The sequence below is a fragment of the Streptomyces spiroverticillatus genome (assembly GCA_014650415.1).
In the GTDB taxonomy this organism is placed as follows: Bacteria; Actinomycetota; Actinomycetes; order Streptomycetales; family Streptomycetaceae; genus Streptomyces; species Streptomyces spiroverticillatus.
In genome coordinates, this window is the sequence record BMUX01000005.1 from 68,773 (window position 1) to 84,404 (window position 15,632).

General features: G+C 72.9%; 14 protein-coding genes. 6 read left to right on the forward strand and 8 right to left on the reverse strand.

Annotation, left to right across the window (positions count from 1 at the left end; genetic code table 11):
- Window positions 1–12 precede the first annotated feature (12 nt).
- The 7 genes from IE269_RS14795 to IE269_RS14825 all read right to left on the reverse strand — a co-directional run bounded on the left by IE269_RS14795 (window position 13) and on the right by IE269_RS14825 (window position 6,260).
- A complete protein-coding gene (locus IE269_RS14795; protein ID WP_189823412.1) occupies window positions 13–666 on the reverse strand; it encodes a TetR/AcrR family transcriptional regulator in 654 nt (217 codons plus the stop codon).
- A 7-nt stretch (window positions 667–673) separates the two neighbouring features.
- Complete coding sequence (locus IE269_RS14800) at window positions 674–1,405, reverse strand: hypothetical protein (protein ID WP_189823413.1); 732 nt, start codon at window positions 1,403–1,405, stop codon at window positions 674–676.
- A 338-nt stretch (window positions 1,406–1,743) separates the two neighbouring features.
- Window positions 1,744–2,409 carry an RraA family protein gene (locus IE269_RS14805; RefSeq protein WP_189823414.1) on the reverse strand — a complete coding sequence of 222 codons (666 nt, stop codon included), beginning with the start codon at window positions 2,407–2,409 and terminating at the stop codon, window positions 1,744–1,746.
- A complete protein-coding gene (locus IE269_RS14810; protein ID WP_189823415.1) occupies window positions 2,406–3,611 on the reverse strand; it encodes a mandelate racemase/muconate lactonizing enzyme family protein in 1,206 nt (401 codons plus the stop codon). Before IE269_RS14810 ends, IE269_RS14805 begins: the two co-directional genes overlap by 4 nt.
- Before the next feature lie 2 nt (window positions 3,612–3,613).
- Entirely contained in the window at window positions 3,614–4,351 is a 738-nt protein-coding gene (locus tag IE269_RS14815; protein WP_229897694.1) for a FadR/GntR family transcriptional regulator, read from the reverse strand.
- 32 nt (window positions 4,352–4,383) lie between these two features.
- Window positions 4,384–4,695: a hypothetical protein gene (locus tag IE269_RS14820; RefSeq protein ID WP_189823416.1), complete on the reverse strand. Its 312-nt coding sequence runs from the start codon at window positions 4,693–4,695 to the stop codon at window positions 4,384–4,386.
- 203 nt (window positions 4,696–4,898) lie between these two features.
- Complete coding sequence (locus IE269_RS14825) at window positions 4,899–6,260, reverse strand: protein kinase domain-containing protein (protein WP_189823417.1); 1,362 nt, start codon at window positions 6,258–6,260, stop codon at window positions 4,899–4,901.
- Window positions 6,261–6,513: 253 nt separating this feature from the next.
- Between IE269_RS14825 and IE269_RS14830 the strand changes: the two genes are divergently transcribed.
- The 6 genes from IE269_RS14830 to IE269_RS14855 all read left to right on the forward strand — a co-directional run bounded on the left by IE269_RS14830 (window position 6,514) and on the right by IE269_RS14855 (window position 10,352).
- On the forward strand, window positions 6,514–7,278 hold the full coding sequence (locus tag IE269_RS14830) for a GNAT family N-acetyltransferase (RefSeq protein ID WP_189823843.1): 765 nt from the start codon (window positions 6,514–6,516) through the stop codon (window positions 7,276–7,278).
- Between the two features lie 91 nt (window positions 7,279–7,369).
- The gene (locus IE269_RS14835; protein WP_189823418.1) at window positions 7,370–7,969 is read left to right on the forward strand and encodes a hypothetical protein; all 600 of its coding nucleotides are present in this window, start codon (window positions 7,370–7,372) and stop codon (window positions 7,967–7,969) included.
- Between the two features lie 37 nt (window positions 7,970–8,006).
- Window positions 8,007–8,492 (forward strand): DUF6314 family protein, encoded by a 486-nt coding sequence (locus tag IE269_RS14840; protein ID WP_189823419.1) that lies wholly within the window; start codon window positions 8,007–8,009, stop codon window positions 8,490–8,492.
- A gap of 142 nt (window positions 8,493–8,634) precedes the next feature.
- Entirely contained in the window at window positions 8,635–9,138 is a 504-nt protein-coding gene (locus IE269_RS14845) for a DUF6301 family protein (RefSeq protein ID WP_229897695.1), read from the forward strand.
- Entirely contained in the window at window positions 9,135–9,575 is a 441-nt protein-coding gene (locus IE269_RS14850) for a TY-Chap domain-containing protein (RefSeq protein WP_189823421.1), read from the forward strand. Before IE269_RS14845 ends, IE269_RS14850 begins: the two co-directional genes overlap by 4 nt.
- Before the next feature lie 132 nt (window positions 9,576–9,707).
- Entirely contained in the window at window positions 9,708–10,352 is a 645-nt protein-coding gene (locus IE269_RS14855; RefSeq protein ID WP_189823422.1) for a DUF4232 domain-containing protein, read from the forward strand.
- A gap of 27 nt (window positions 10,353–10,379) precedes the next feature.
- Here the strand turns inward: IE269_RS14855 and IE269_RS14860 are convergent, their stop codons facing one another.
- Entirely contained in the window at window positions 10,380–15,617 is a 5,238-nt protein-coding gene (locus IE269_RS14860) for a DNA repair ATPase (RefSeq protein ID WP_189823423.1), read from the reverse strand.
- Between the last annotated feature and the right edge of the window lie 15 nt (window positions 15,618–15,632).

A 15,632-nucleotide genomic window follows, 5' to 3' on the forward strand; every position in this document is an offset into this window, starting at 1 on the left:
CGTGTACGGCGCCTACGCCAAGGGCTCCTTGAGCAGCTGTCGTACGTACGCACGCAGCACACTCGGCATGTCGACCGTGTCATGCGTGGCGTGCGTGGCGTGCGTGTCATGGCCCCGGCCGGTCAGCCACTGCACCTGCAACCCGTCCATCAGCGCCACGAAGCCGTCCGCCGCGGTACGGGGGTCGACCCCGTCGCGCAACTCCCCCTGCTCCGCCAGGCCTTGCAGGGCGCGCTGCACGTAGGCGCGGGTCCGGGCGTAGTGGTCCCGGAAGTAGGCGTGCGCGGGGTGGTCCTCGGCGATGGCCTCCGCCGCCAGCCGTACGTACAGCTCGACCATGCCCGGGTGCCGGGCGTTGTGGTCGGCGAGCTCGACGAGATGCCGTACGGCGGCCTCCGGCGAGAATTCCTCGGGCGCGAACCGTACGTCGTCCTCGGCGTCCCGCCGCTCCAGCACCGCCGCCAACAGGGCCTCCCGATGGGGGAAGTGGTGGAGGAGCCCGACGTGGCTGATCCCGACGCGCTTGGCTATCTCGCGCAGGGAGGCGGCGTTGTACCCGACGTCGGCGTACACCTCGGCGGCGGCCCGCACGATCTGCTCGCGTCGCGCACGGCCCTTCGCATAACCGACCGAAGCGCCCTCGCCCTTGACCCCACCAGCAGACATGGCGACATCATCGCAGGCGGGAGGCAGGGGGCCGGCGGGTGAAGACGACCTCGCACCCGGTGCACAGCGCTGCCAGCGGCAGCCAGATCACCGGAAGGCACCAGAGGGGAAGGCCGAAGTGGTGGACCGCCCCGGACGCGAGCAGCGAGGCGAGCGTCAGCCAGCCGGCGAGCCGCACCAGGGAACGCATGCCCCGGGTGGGCCGGGGCTCCGCACGCCGTCGCATGCGAAGGCCGCACGCGAAGGCGAGCAGCAGCCCCGAGGGGCCCGTCGCGAGGGCCAGCCCCAGTGACGCTTCGGAGAGCCTGCTCGGGCTGATGACGGTGGGCTGCTCGGCGCCGCCCGCCGCGATCGTCACCACGTCGCCGCGCCAGAGTGTCCCCACCACCCGGTCGCCGTCCTTCTGCCCGTCCAGGACCGGTCCGTCATTGCGGAACTGGGCGTACAGGGAACCGGTCTCGGGGCTGGTGAGCCTGGCCCGGATGCTCGCACCCCGCTTCCCCCGCCCGAGACGGACGTCCGACACCACGAACTCCACCCGCCGCAGGCAGTCCGCCGCCCCGGTGCGCGCTGCGGCGGGGCAGACGGGCGCGGTCCTGAACGCGCGGTCCGCCGCGTACCGCTCCGGCACACTGACGGCGAGCAGCCACATCGAGACGGCCGCCAGGGCGAGGCCCAGCAGCAGCCAGAGCACGGCCGTGGCGGGGCTGTCGAGCGGACGCACACGGCTTCTTGTCATGTGTGCGTCCTGCCCGCGCCGGGTACGGCGGTGACCGGACCCCGGCGAAAGCCAGCCGATCGGGGGCGGGTGTCGGCCCGTACGGCGGCGGCCGGAGCCCGCTCGCGGGCGCGGGTGCGCGCGGCAGGCCGTGGGTGGCGGGGGCGAGCGGTCGTACGCCCGGCCCGCTCGGCGGGGCTGTGCGGCTCGTGGACGTTCAGCTTCGGGGACGGCCGCACACCCCGGCCATGTGCACGTGCCCAGCATGCGCGGCGGCCTGCTGGGCACCGGCACGACGGTCCACGATCACCGCCCGTGGGACTCGATCACCGCCTGCGGGACTCGATCACCGCCTGCGGTCAGAGAATCCCGTGGCGCTCCCACACCGTACGCAGGCCGTCGCCCGCCAGGAGTTCCGCGAGGACCGTGCTTTCGGCTGCCGCTCGGGACCGGGCGCGGTCGAGGACGTCCTCCTCGATGTCCTGCGGGATCACCGCCACGCCGTCGTCGTCGGCGAGGACGAGGTCGCCGGGGTGGACGGTGACGCCGCGCAGTACGACCGGCTCGGCGGCGGCGACGATGCGCATGCGGGCCCGGTAGTCCAGTGGACGGTTGCCCCGGGCGAAGGCCGGGAAGCCGAGTCCGGCGATCTTCGGGGTGTCGCGCAGGCAGCCGTCGGTGACGACGCCCACGGCGCCGTGGCCGAGCGCCGCCGCGCTGAAGAGTTCGCCCCAGAAGGCGGACCGGGTGCTGTCGGCGGTGGCGACCACCGCGACCGCGCCGGGGAGCAGCCCGTCGATGAAGGAGATGGAGTCGTCGTAGGGGTCCGCACTGTCGAGAGTGGTCGGCGCGAACTGCACCGTGGCGGCGCGGCCGAAGCAGCGGGAGCCGGGGACCAGGGGACGCAGGCCCGCTTCCAGGACCTGGCCGCGGCGTCCGGCCGCGTCCAGGGCGTCGGAGACGATCGGGGAGGTCAGGGCCTCGTCGCCGGGGAGGGGCACGAACGGCCCGCGCGGGGTGCTCACTTGGCGGCCTCCGGCTTCGCCGTGGCGCCGATGACGTGTCCGCCGCCGGGGCGGAAGGGGAACTCCGCCTCGATCTCCGGGGTCAGGCGGACGCCGAGGCCCGGGGAGACGGGGATGGTCAGACAACTGTCCTGAAGGTGGAGGGGCTCGACGAGCAGAGCCTCGCGCAGCGGATTGGGCAGGGTGCAGTATTCGAAGAGTTCGACGTGCGGGTGGGCGGCGCAGGTGTGGAGGTTGGTCATGAGCGTGACGCCGCTGCCCCACACGTGTGGCACGCACGCGATGCCGTGTTCGGCGGCCAGGTCGGCGACCCGGCCGAAGGCGACGGGCCCGCCGACGAAGGTGGCGTCGGGCTGGGCGAGGTCCACGCCCCCGGCCTCGATGAGCACGCGGAACTCCTCCACCGTACCGTCGGACTCGACGCCGGAGACGGGGACGTCGAGCGCGGCACGTACGGCCGCGTAACCGGCGACGTTCTCCGCCCGGCACGGCTCCTCGTACCACCGTGCGCCCAGTTCGCCGACGACCTTGCCGACGCGTATCGCGTCCTCGACCGACCACGGGTCCGAGGAGCAGCCCTGGACGGCGTCGACGACGAAGCGGGTGCCCGGGGGCAGCAGCGGGACGACGTGGCGGACCAGTTCGACGGTGGTGTCCGGGTCCTGCATGGCGCGGAACTTGACCGTGTGCAGGCCGGCTTCGACCTGGGCCAGCGCCCAGTCGGTGACCTGCTCGAAGGTGCTGCCGAGGCCGCCGCTGGCGTACGCCTCGATGGTCGGCCGGCGCAGTCCGCCGAGGAGTTCGTGGGCGGGTACGCCTTCGCGCTTGCCGACCGCGTCGATGCAGGCGGCCTCGACCGCCCCGAGGGTGCCGGAGGCGATCCCGCCGCGCGACCAGAAGGCGGTGCGGTCGCGCAGGTGGTCGCCGACGTGCAGCGGGTCGGCGAAGTCCTGGCCCTCGATGTACGGGCGCAGTGCCTCGACGATTCCGGGGACGGCGGTCGGGGCCATGATTCCGGCGCCGGCCTCGCCGATGCCGGTGGTGCCGTCGCTGAGGGTGACCTCGACGAGTGCGGCGTCCCAGGAGCGGATGACGCCGCCGACCCAGGCCAGCTCCTCGCCGGGTGCGTAGACGGCGGACAGGAGGACGGGGCGGATCGAGGCGACCGTCAACTGGCGTTCACTGAAAGGCTGTTGGGGCATGTTCACTCCGTACGTGGCGAAGGGGTGGTTTCGGGGGCGGCGTCGGCGTCGCCCGCGGGCAGCCGGTCGACGTCCAGGGAGCGCAGCCAGGTCTCGACCCCGCCGACGTGGGCGGCTGCGGCGACCGAGGCCAGGTGCGGGTCGCCGAGTTCGAGGGCGCTGAGGATCAAGTGGTGCTCGCTGCTCATGCGTTCGGCGGCCGAGCCGTCGACGGCTCCGCGCCAGCGGCGGGCGGCGGTGGTGTCGCCGGATACGGACTCCAGGAGTGCGGCCAGCACCTCGTTGCCGGAGGCGCGGGCGACGACGCGGTGGAACTCCAGGTCGGCGCCGATGCGTTCGTCGAGGTCCGCGTCGGACTCCATGACCGCGATCAGCTCCCGCAGCCCGGCCAGTCCTTCTGGGGTGATGCGGACCGCCGCCTGGGAGGCGGCGAGGGCGTCCAAGGTCCGCCGGATTTCCAGGAGTTGGAGGATGTTGCGGCTGCGCATCAGGTCGAGGGCGAAGGCGGTGCCGTCGAGCAGTCCGCCGGGCCGCAGGTCGGTGACGTACGTACCGGCTCCGACCCGGGACTCCAGGACGTTCATCGTGGTGAGCGCCCGGACGGCCTCGCGCACGGTGCTGCGGGACATCCCGAAGCGGGCGGCGAGTTCGCGTTCGGTGGGCAGCCGGTCGCCCGGCTGGACCTCGGTCTGCACGATCATGTGCTTGATCTGTTCGATGGCGTCGGCTGCGGAAGGCACGGTGGGTGGTTCCTCTTCGGTTCAGGGAGTGATCAGCGGGCGGTTTCCTCCACAGTTTCCCCGGCCGGTGCGGGGCCACGGCTGTCGCCGTCCGTTGCGCGCAGATCCACGTTGTGGGTTTCCGGCGCCTTCAGGACGGCGAGGAAGGAGATCGCGGCCAGGCCGCTGACCAGCAGCGCGATCGGCCGGACCGCTCCTCCGGTCGCGCCGACGATCGCGGTGGCGACGAACGGCGCCGGTCCGGCGATCAGCGCGGCGGTCGACTCGCGGGCGAGCGCGATGCCGCTGAAGCGGAAGCGAGTCTCGAAGAGTTCGGCGTACAGGGAGGCCTGCGCCGCGCACATGGGGGCGATGCCGCCGGCGCCAGGCCGAGGGTGGCGCCGTGCTGCGTGCGGACATACGGCTCTCCCCGTCGACCAGGCGATTGGCCCGACCGATTCACGGTTCGGGCCCGACGCAGCTCAGTATTAGGAGGGTTGATCAAAGAAGTCCAGAGCTTTGGCCGGGCCAATTCACGGCAGGGAGTTCTTGTGGTCCCTTGACCGCCTCAGCCGGCCGCCCGCTCCAGCGCCCCCCGCAGCTCCGCCGCGCTCTGGAAGCCGATCCTCGGGCGCTCGACCAGTGCCCGGTCGATCACCTCGGCGAGCGCCCCCGGCACCGACGGGTCGCGGCGGCGGATCGGGACGGCCGTCTCCTGGAGCACCACCTGCCAGGGGTCCTTCGCGCGCGGGAACTCCCTCGGCAGTTGCCCGGTGAGCATGTTGTAGAGGCAGGCGGCGAGCGCCCACACGTCCACCTCGGGCGCCGCCCGGCGGAAGTTGACGACCTGCTGGCGCGGCATGAACATCGGCTTGCCCGCCGCCGCCCCCGTACGGGTCAGCCCGCTCAGCCCGGCCTGGTCGAAGGCCTTGCTGATGCCGAAGTCGGCGATCTTCGCGGTGCGGGAGCCGTTCGCGCCCTGGTGCAGCAGGATGTTGGAGGTGCTCAGGTCGCGGTGCACCACGCCCTGCTCATGGGCGTGCTCCAGGCCGCGCAGCGCGTCCAGCGCGATCGGCACCGCCTCCTGGACCGGCAGTCGTCCGCCCCGCTGCTCCAACAGCCGGTCCAGGCTGCCGCCGGTGCAGAACTCCGTGGTCAGGAAGAAGGTTCCGCCCGCGAACCCCGCGTCGTGCAGCGCCGTGACGTGCGGGTGCTTGAGCGCCCGGGTCAGGGCCACCTCGCGCAGGAAGCGGGCCCGCGCGGTGGCGTTCGCGGCCACCTTCGGGAGCATCACCTTCAGCGCCACGTCCTCCCCGGTGGCCTCGTGCCGGGCGAGGTAGACGGCGCCCATGCCGCCACGCCCCAACTCCCTTATCACCGTGTATCCCTGAATGGCGGTCAGATCGGGTCGACCCTCCTGCGCCAGCGCGAGCAGCAGGTCGAGCACGGCCCCCGGCTCGGCCTGGCACGGGGCGCACAGGATCTCTCCGGCGCGCCCGCCCGCCTCCTCGCCCATCTCCCGGGCGCACTTCGCGCACCGTACGAGAACCCGTGTGGCCCGGCCGGATACACCCACCCGCAGGACGGTGTCGCCGAGCCGGATCTCGTCGCCGTCGGCGAGGTCGTGCTCGGGGTAGGTCTCGGCGGTGGCCTCCTCGGGGGTGAGGCCCTTGCGGCGCTGGCCGATCTTCTCGCCGTTGACGTAGGTGCCGTTGAGGCTGCCGAAGTCGCGGATGCGGATGTCGGGCGGGTTGATGTCGAGCAGGCAGTGGTGGCGGGAGACGGTCTTGTGGTGCTCGTCGTCGGGGATCCGCGGTGAGCAGTCCACCGAGCGGCCGAGCACGCACGAGGTCCGCTCGTCGAAGACGTACGCGTCGGGGTCGAGTCGCCCCTCGACGAGCGTGAGGGTGACGGTGGGCGGCGAAGTCATCGTGCTCCTCCTACGATTGCGGGGCGGCCTGCGGCAGCCGTCTCCCGGCCCGCGTCCGACCGTGAGCAGCGCATGAACTCCCGCTGCACGCAGGGCTTTTGGGTTTTGGGAACGGTAACGCATCGTTCTGGAGCGTCAGTTGGTCCGCGAGGGTGAAGCCCGGGGTGGCGAGGCGTGCGCGCCTCACCCGACCGTGATGGAATCAACCACCATGAACGATCACTTTCCCGGCGCAGCCGATCTGCTGGACAGGATGGAACGCAACCTCGCGGAACACGCCTGCCACCTGCATCGCAGCATGGCCGGTGCGGACGTCACGGAGGCCGGTGACCTCCTGGTCGCGGACAGCGGCCTGGCCGACGACACCTTCAACATCGTCGCCGCCGCGCGCTTCTCCGCCGCCGACGCCGACCCCCGTATCGCCGACACCGTTCAGCTGTTGGCCCGTACCGGGCGCCCCTTCTCCTGGTGGGTGGGGCCCGCCTCGACACCGGCGGACCTGTCGGCGCACCTGGCGGCGGCCGGGCTGCCCGCGTCCGAGCACGAGGCGGCGATGTGGGTCGAACTGGACGGGACCCTCGCGCCACCCGCCGCCCCGGGGCTGGACCTCCAGCCGGTGACCACGCCCGAACAGCTCGCCGACTACGCCACGGTGCTCGCCGCGAACTGGAACCCGCCCGCCGGGACCGTCCGCCGCTTCTTCGCCGCGGCGGCCCCGCAGGCATTGGCCGCGCGGTGCCCGGCCCGCTACCTGGTCGGTTACGCGGAAGGCCGTCCCGTCTGCTCCGCCGAGGTGTTCCTGCACGCGGGAGTCGCCGGGATCTACAACATCTCCACCCTGGCCGCCCACCGCCGACGCGGCTACGGCGGCGCCATCACACTGGCCGCACTGCACACGGCCCGCGACCGGGACCACCGCATCGCGGTGCTCCAGGCTTCGGCCGAGGGCGAGCCCGTGTACCGGCGCCTGGGATTCCGCACCTGCGGCCGCTTCACCGAGCACGCCGTCAACGCCTGAAGGGGTCGTACGGGACGAACCCGCCGCCCGGGCCGGGCGGGGCGCCGCATACCGTGGCACGAGGATCTCGACCCGACCCCGGAGAGGGCGCATGCACGACGAACGACTCGCCGAGTTCTCCCGCGAGCGGCTGGACGGCCGCCCCCTGCCCGAGGACCTGCGCACGCTGCTGGTGGCCCAGTGGGAGGGCCGCACCGACTTCCTGCACCTCCTCGACCTCGACTTCTTCGAGACCGGAGAGGTCCACCCCCTCCTGGACACCAGCTACCTGCGCCCCGAGGAACTCGCGGACCCGGAACTGCAGAGCGTCAACGCCGCCGCCGCGGAGATGGCCCGACACGTCAAGCTCGTGGCGAAGGGCGGCAAGGGCTGGCTGGGCTACTGGCTGCACCCCGACGAGCCCGCGGACCCGGCGGCCTGGCGCCTGGTCGAGCTGGACACCGAGTTCAGCTTCTGGAGCCTGTCCGGCCGCACCCTGACCGAGGGGGTCGCCGCCGAGCGGGCGCACTACCGCGACGAGCCCGACGAACGCGCCGCCTTCGCTCAACTGGCCGACGAGGTCGCCGCGTTGGGCATGCCCCTGACCACCCGCGACTACGACTCCCTCGACGAAACCGAGTACACGGTCGACCCGGCGCAGCTCATGGACGCCCTGATCGACGCCGAACGCGCGAAGCGCGGGCTGGGCTGAGGGGAGGCCGGGAGCGGATTCGCGGGACAATACACACATGCCCCACGGACGAACCCCGGACTCCCCCGCGCACCACCGCCCCCACCCCGTCGCCGACGCAGCCGCGTACCTCGCCGGTGGGTGGAGTGTCGAGCGGGGCGTCCGCGACCTGGCTCTCGGGGTGGAGGGCAGGTTCGTGGGGACCGCCGACTTCCGGGAGGGCGAGGGGTCCGGCGGAGTGCTGTCGCACGAGGAGGAGGGCCGCCTCGACTGGGACGGCAGGACCTTCCCTTCGAGCCGTACGCTGCGGCTGTGCCCGCGTGGCGACGGGACGGCGGAGGTGGAGTTCGCCGACGGCCGCCCCTTCCACGACCTCGACCTCCGCGAGGGCTCCTGGCACGCCGTCCACCCCTGCGCCGCCGACCGCTACGAGGGCACCTTCACCGTCCGCTCGGCGGACGAATGGCACCTGGAGTGGCGGGTCACCGGCCCGGCCAAGGACCAGTCGCTGCGCTCGGTCTACCGGCGTCGCGCCGACGGCTGACACCCGCTCCGGGCCGAGTGTCAGACCCGTGTGTCAGGATCGGTGGAGATCGGAAGGGTGCGGACGAGGGGGAGGGGAGGCGGGGGACGGGTCCTCGGTGAGGGTGCCGTCGCTCCGGCTGCGTATGACGCAATGGAATGCCTTGAGTGGCGCCAAGGTGGTCGAACTGGCTCTGCGGCTGCGGTCGTTGGAGTGCACCTGGGAGATAGGTGCGACGCCCAGCGCCCGGCGGTCTTCGGCGTGTCCCCGGCGGGTGCCGGTGATCCGGCCGCAGTGGGAGCTGCTCGACACCGGGCTGGAGAGAGACGCGCGTGCGGCGGCGCTCTGGGCGCGGGAGCAGGAGGAGGAGTTGGTGGAGCGCGTGCAGTTGCGCTTGACCGACTACGACTTCTCGGACGAGTGGGACCGCACCCACGACACGTTCGTCCGGATGGCGACCGCCCTGTGCGCCGCCCTGGGCGATCCGACCGCGCGCAGGCCCGGCTCCCCCGCCGAGATCCACTGGGACGACACCGACACCAAGCTGCTCCTGGAGCACACGGGTAGCTCCGTGTACCTGGAGCGGGTGACCCACCACCGGCTGGACCTCGACGAGGAGGTCCGGCGGATGGACGAGATCGAAGAGGAAGAGGAGGGGCTGCTGTGACGGGGTGGGAGGGTTTCGGCGAGGGGCTCGCCCAGCAACTGAGCACGCTGGCCGCCGAATCGGTGCTCATCATCAGGGACAGCGGCCCGACGAACCGGTACGTGCAGTTCCTCCAGACCGACAGCAGGCTGCTCGCGGAACTCGTCTCCGACCACTGGCTCGAACCCGCCGTGCGGGCCGGGGAGTCCGGGGCGCGCCTGATCGCGGAAGCGGGCTGGCGGCAGCCCGAAAGCACCGTCCCCGACGGCAACTGGGAGACCTCGCTGGACTGGCCTTCGCCCGCCCGTGACTACCGCCGGCTGGCCGCCATGTCCGTGGCCGGACTGCGCGACGGCCTGCGGATCAGCGGGCCCGAGGCCCTGGTCTACGACGCCTGGTCGCCGCCTGGGAACCGGCCCCTGCGGCTGCCCCTGCTGGGCATCGAGCCCAAGGCCTGACGGGTGCCGTCGGGCCGCTGCCGCACGGTACGGCTGTAACAGAACGAAGACGTGGCGGAAGACCCCCTGTAACTCGGTGCGAGATACAAATACTTTCGACCACTTGCACCGCGCTCCTTCTGGGGGAACACCGTGAAGTCCGCCCGCATCACCGCTCTCACCGCAATCAGCATCGCCGCCGCCCTCTCCCTCACCGCCTGCAACGGGGACGACTCCGGCGACAACGCGTCCCCCCAGGGTTCCTCGTCCTCCTCGTCCTCCTCCCCCTCCTCCGACGGTGCCTCGAAGCCGGGTTCCGGTTCGGACGACGGCAAGGGAAGCGCGGGCTCCGGCTCCGGCTCCACGAAGGCCGCCCCGAAGCCCGACGGCAAGGTCACCTTCTGCAAGACCGCGGACCTGGCCATCGACGCCCGGTACTCCGCACCGGACAAGCAGGAGGGCCGCATCGACATCACGATGATCAACCGGGGCTCCACCACCTGCTCGGCCACGGGCTTCGCCGGAGTCGACATCAAGGACACCGACAACACCTCGAACCCCATCGAGCGCGGCCGCGCCGAGCCCCGCATCACCACCCTGAAGCCCGGCAAGGCCGCCGTCTTCAACCTCGCCTACACCATCGACCCCACCGGCAAGAGCCTCGCGCACCCGGTCGAGCTCCAGGTGACGCCGCCGAACGAGACCCACACCGTGTACCTGAAGTGGCCGAAGGGCGCGGGCGCGATCAAGGGCGCGTACACGGACGTCCAGGTCTACCCCACGCACACCGTCGAGTAGACGGGACGGCTCACCAGGCAGAACGGATTACCCACCGGCCCCCTCGTCCGCCCCTGCCGCATGGCGTCCCGTGGGCCGGTTCAGCAGGTGGCGGGGGTCGGTGGCCCGCACGATGGCCGACTCCACCGCCGCCACCCGGTCGGCGAGCAGCCCCAGCGCGGCCACCGCACGCCCGAGCCCGTCGTCCCCGGCACCACCGAGTGCCTGTCCGCGTACGTACGCGGAGGCGATCTCCTCGCGCCGGGCGGCCTGTTCGGGGGTGAGCGTGCCGCGCAGGGCGGCGAGTTCGAGGAGGTTGGACTCGGCGCCGGTGGTGAGGGTCTGGGCCTCGCTGCGGTAGTGGTCGTCGATGACCGCGCCCAGCTCGGCGGTGTTCATGGCGGGGCTGATCCGCTGGACGATCTTGTTCATGTTGCGGTACGAGCCCTGGAGCTGGAAGGGCGGCCGGGTGCGGGAGGCGTCCGTCTGCGCGGCGGAGGCGATGTACGCCCGGTTGACCGCGAGGACCGTCTCCCGGGCGGCGAGCAGATGCCGCAACACGGCCTGGACGCGGTCGAGTTCGACTCCCGACAGCGCGTGGGCGAGACGGTCGGCGCGGGCGGTGGGGTCACCGGCGGCGAGCCGTACGAGGAGGTCGAGGTCGCTGCGGTCGTGCCCGGCGAGCGGGGCGAGGTCCGGGTGGGAGGTCAGGGCGTTCTCCACGAAGCTCGCCGCGAACGCCTCCTGCTTTCCGCTCAGTACGTCGCCGAGGTTCCACACGTCGGCCCGGTTGGCGAGCATGTCGGGCACGCGGAAGCGCTCTCCTGACTCGGTGTACGGGTTGCCCGCCATGCACACGGCGAACCGCTTGCCGCGCAGGTCGTGCCCGTTGAGCGACCGGGTCGTGTCGCACAACGGGATGAATTTCTGCAGGAGTTCGGGTGAGGTGTGCTGGATGTCGTCCAGATACAGCAGGACGTTGTTGCCCGCCGCCAGCGCGAACTCGATCTTCTCGATCTCCTTGCGGGCGGTGGCGTTCGGCGCCTCGGCCGGGTCGAGGGAGGTGACGTCGTGGCCGAGCGCGGGCCCGTCGACCTTGACCAGGAGCAGGCCGAGCCGCTCGGCGACGTACTCCATCAGGGTCGTCTTGCCGTAGCCGGGCGGAGAGAGCAGCAGGAGCAGACCGCTGTGGTCGGTCCGCCGGCCGTCGTCCGCCGCGCCGAGCTGTTTGGCGAGGTTGTCGCCGATCAGCGGGAGGTAGACCTCGTCGACGAGACGGTTGCGTACGAAGGAGGACATGGCGCGGGGACGGTGCTCGGCCAGCCGCGACCGGGCCCGCTCGGCGGCGACCAGCTCGCCGCGCCGCGCCTGGTACGCCCGGAAGCCGGGCACCGTACGGGCCTCGAACTCGGCGGTACGGGCGAGGAATTCGTCCAGCCGGAAGGTCAGGGCACCCCGGACGACCCGGGGGTGGGTGCCGAGCAGCCCGGTGACGGTGGTGGACAGGTCCGCGTCCACCTCGCGGCGCGGCAGCCCGGGGCAGAGCTCGACGGCGACGGCTTCGGCGATGTCCCCCGAGTCGACGTCCTCGCCGGAGGCGGCGGCGTACGGCACGAGCCACCCCTCGACGAGCCGGTGCGCGGAGGCCAGGTCTCCGGCCACCAGGAAGTCCCGAAGGTCGGCCTCGTACGGGCAGGCCCCCAGTGCGCGGCGGAACTTGTCGAGCAGGGTGCGGGCGGCGTCGCTCGTCGCGAAGCCGGCATCAAGGGCCAGCTCCTCGACGAGGTAGGCGGCTGCGGCGTGGGCGTGCGCGGGGACGGCGTGCCCGCCGGGGACCGCCAGGTCGTCCGGACCTGACGCGCCCCCGGCGCCCGCAATGCCGGAGACCGCTCCAGCAGCGGGACCGGCCTGGACGGCAGGGCGTGCAGAGCCGGGGGCGGCTGCGGGCAGGGCATGCGCGGCCCCGGGCGAGGCTGCGACGCCGGACCGCCCTTCGCCGCTCCCGGCGCCGGGAGCGCCCGGAACACCGGGAAGGCCCGAGACACTCGGGCCCCCGCGAGCGCCCCCACCGAATCCGCCCCCACCGAACCCATCCCCACCGCCCTCGAACTCCGCCGCCGCCACCGCCAGTTCCTCCCGCAGCGCGTCCAGCGCCGGGGCGAGGCCGAAGGTGTCGCGGGCGCGGACCAGGGAGATCGCCTGGCGGCGCCACCTCTCCCGGGCCGGCTCGGTCGTGCCGTGGGTCCAGAAGAGCTGGGCCCCGGCCCGTACCGCAGCCGGGTGGCGGAGCAGGTCGGCGTGCTCGTGCAGCCGGATCAGGGCGCGCAGGACGGCGGTCGCGTCGTGGTCGTGGACGCCGCGCGCGTATCCCTCGTCGTACGCGGCTTCCGCCGTCTGCCGGACCAGCGCGGGCACCTCGCCCTCACCCGCCTCCCCGAGCGACTCGGCGACCGCCTGCGTCCCGTACCGGGCCAGCACGCGGGAGGCGAGGTACTCCGCCCGGTAGACGGCGGGCGACTCCGACACCAGGTCCTGCGACCAGTACGGGCGGGTGGCGGCGAAGGCCGGGTCGGTGACGGGGGCGCGGTAGTCGGTGCCGGTGAGGGCGAAGGTGGGGGTGCCGTCGGGTGCCGGGACCAGGGTGAGTTCCGGTTCGCCGGACGTGACGGCGAAGCGGTGGCGGCCGAGGCGGATCGTGGTGCCGCCGTCCGCGTAGAGCTCGGTGCGGTCGCGCAGGGAGCGGGCGGCCTCCTGGCGTGCGGCCGCGAGCCGTCCCAGGAGTTCCTCCGCCCTCACCGGGTCGCCGATTTCGTGCAGTTGGGCGGCGGTGCGGCGGACCTTGGCGGCCATCGGGTCGGAGGCGAAGTACGTGTTGACCGCGTCCTCGGAGTCCAGGGCCGCCGCCCGCCGGCCGATCGCCTCCAGGGCCCGGTGGGCGGAGGCGGCGAGCCGCTCGCCGCGCCGGGCGCGGGCGTCGTGCAGGGCCTGGCGGCGGGCCGCGAACGTGTCCTGGAGTTCGGTGCGCTGCTCCTCGATCGCGGCGAGGAAGTCGTCGTGCTCGGCGAACCGCGCTTCCAGGTTTTCCAGCTGAAGGAGGAGGCGGGCGAGTCCCGTGTCGCAGTCGTCAGGAGTGTGCGAGGCGGCCAGCGCCGCCGTCACCGACTGCCCGAGCAGGGCGAATTCGGCGGCGAACTCCGCCCGGCCCTCGCCCTCCAGCAACGCTCGCCGCCGGGCGTCGAGTTCGGCGCGCACCCGGTTGATGCCGCCGAGGACGTCCGCGATGCGCTCCAGGACGGAGGTGCGTACGGCCGCGTCGGCGATGTCGAGTCCGGTGACGACCTCGGTGAGGGTGCGCAACCCGGCTGCCTGCTCGGCCAGTTGGTCGTCGAGGGGCTGCGCCTCGGCGACGGTGGCGAGGGCTTGGGCCTCGTCGGCCCGGCGTGCAATCTGCGCGTGGTGGTCGGCGAACGCTTCGTCGCGCCCGAGGAAGGCGACGGCGCGGCCCGCCGCCGAGGCGATGTCGTGTTCGGTGTCCTCGGCGAGGGCATTGATGCGTGCGGTGTCGGCGTAACGCATCTCCTTCAACGTGATCAAATGCCCCTGGGCGCGCCGGAGTTCGCTGATCCGGTCGATCCACTCCCCCGCCGTGGCGGGCGCCTCGCCGCGCACCCGGCGCACAAGCCCCGTGAGGTCGGAGGCGGCGGCGTCGACCGCCTGCGCCGCCTGCCGGGTGAGCGCGGAGACGGCCCGGAACTCCTCCAGTACCTGAACGGCCGTCGCCCGTACGTCCTCCAGCGGACCGCGCAGATCCTCCTCCCCGGCGTCGCCGAGCCAGTGGTACCGGTCGGCGACCCGCACGCAGGTCGCGGCCAGCGCCTCGTACACGGCGGCGGTCGGCGTGGTGGCGGTGGCCTGGCGGGCGACGGCCAGGCAGTCGGAGATCCCGTGCACGAGGTCGGCGTTGCCGATCCGGAAGAGGGGCCCGTCCCCGGCGGGCACGGACGCCGCGTGCACGTCCGAGACGTACGGACTGCTCCAGCGCTGCACCTGATGGACCCGCCCGGGCTCGCCGCTCCCGCGCAGCACGGCCAGCACGCCGTCGTCGAAGAGCGCGTACCCGGTGCCGGTGAGCGGGGCGGCGACCGTCTTGCGGATCAGGTTGTACGGGAGGAACAGGGTGCGGCCGGTGCGCGGGTCGCGGTAGACGTAGAGCACGTCCTCCCCGTTGGGCGAGCGCACCTCGGCCGCGAACTCCAGCCCCTCGGGGTCGACGGCGTCGAACACCTTGGCCGTGCCGGAGGCGAGCGCGTACCCGCCGGGGAAGACGACGCCCTGCCCGTCGGGGAGCCTGCGGGCGGACTGCCCAAGGGCGTCGAGCCGTACGACGGTGTGCGTGAGGGTGTGAAACACCAGGTGGCGGGCGGTCTCCTCCTTGTACGGGCGGACCTTCAGCAGGATCAGGTCGCCGACCCTGGCGTGCGCGACCTCGGCGTCCGCGAGGGCCTGGAGGGGCTCGGCCACGGGCTCGGAGTGGATGCCGTCGGGCGACTCGGTGTCGTTCTCGGTCTTCACCGTCAGGGAGCCGCCGACGGTGGTGACGTAGAGGGCGCCGTCGGCGACCGACAGGTGCGGATGGCGGCCGAGGGCCTGGTCCTCGCGGGTGGCGGGCACCCAGGTGACGTCGTCCTGCGGCGGCTGTACGTGGTCGCGCTCCCCCTGCGCGTCCTGGAACCGTACGGTCCCGTCGGGTGCGACCTCCCAGCGCAGCACCCGCAGATCCGTGGCCCGCTCTCCGGTACGGAACACGGCGAGCAACTTGCCCTCCGTGCGCCGCAGTTGTACGAGCCGGGCGGCCTGGAAGTACCGGTGCAGCTCCTCGAAGGCGGCGACGAACGCGGGGTCGTCGAGCAGCCCGGGTACGGCGGACTCCGCTGGCAGCGGGGCACCGTCCCGACCGTACAGCGAGAAGACGTCACCGACGGCAGCCCCGCCCACGGGCGCGGGCTCACGCCGGTGCCCGAGCAGCAGGGCGTCACCGACGGCGACGACATCACTGGGCAGGCTCGCGGCCTCGGTGCGGAGCTGATCGGTACCGGCGAGCGCGAGCTCGGTGGAGCCGAAGGCGGCGATGCGGGCCGCGTTGAGGGTTTCGGCCCGCCGCGCCAACTCCCCTGCCTGGGCGGCGAGTCGGTCCCGGAGGACGTCGTAGGTGCTGAGGTCGGCGGGGGCGGGGGCCGCAGCGGTGTCGGCGGGGATGCTGGGGGCCGGGCCGGTTCCGGTGGTCATGCGATGCGGCTCCCT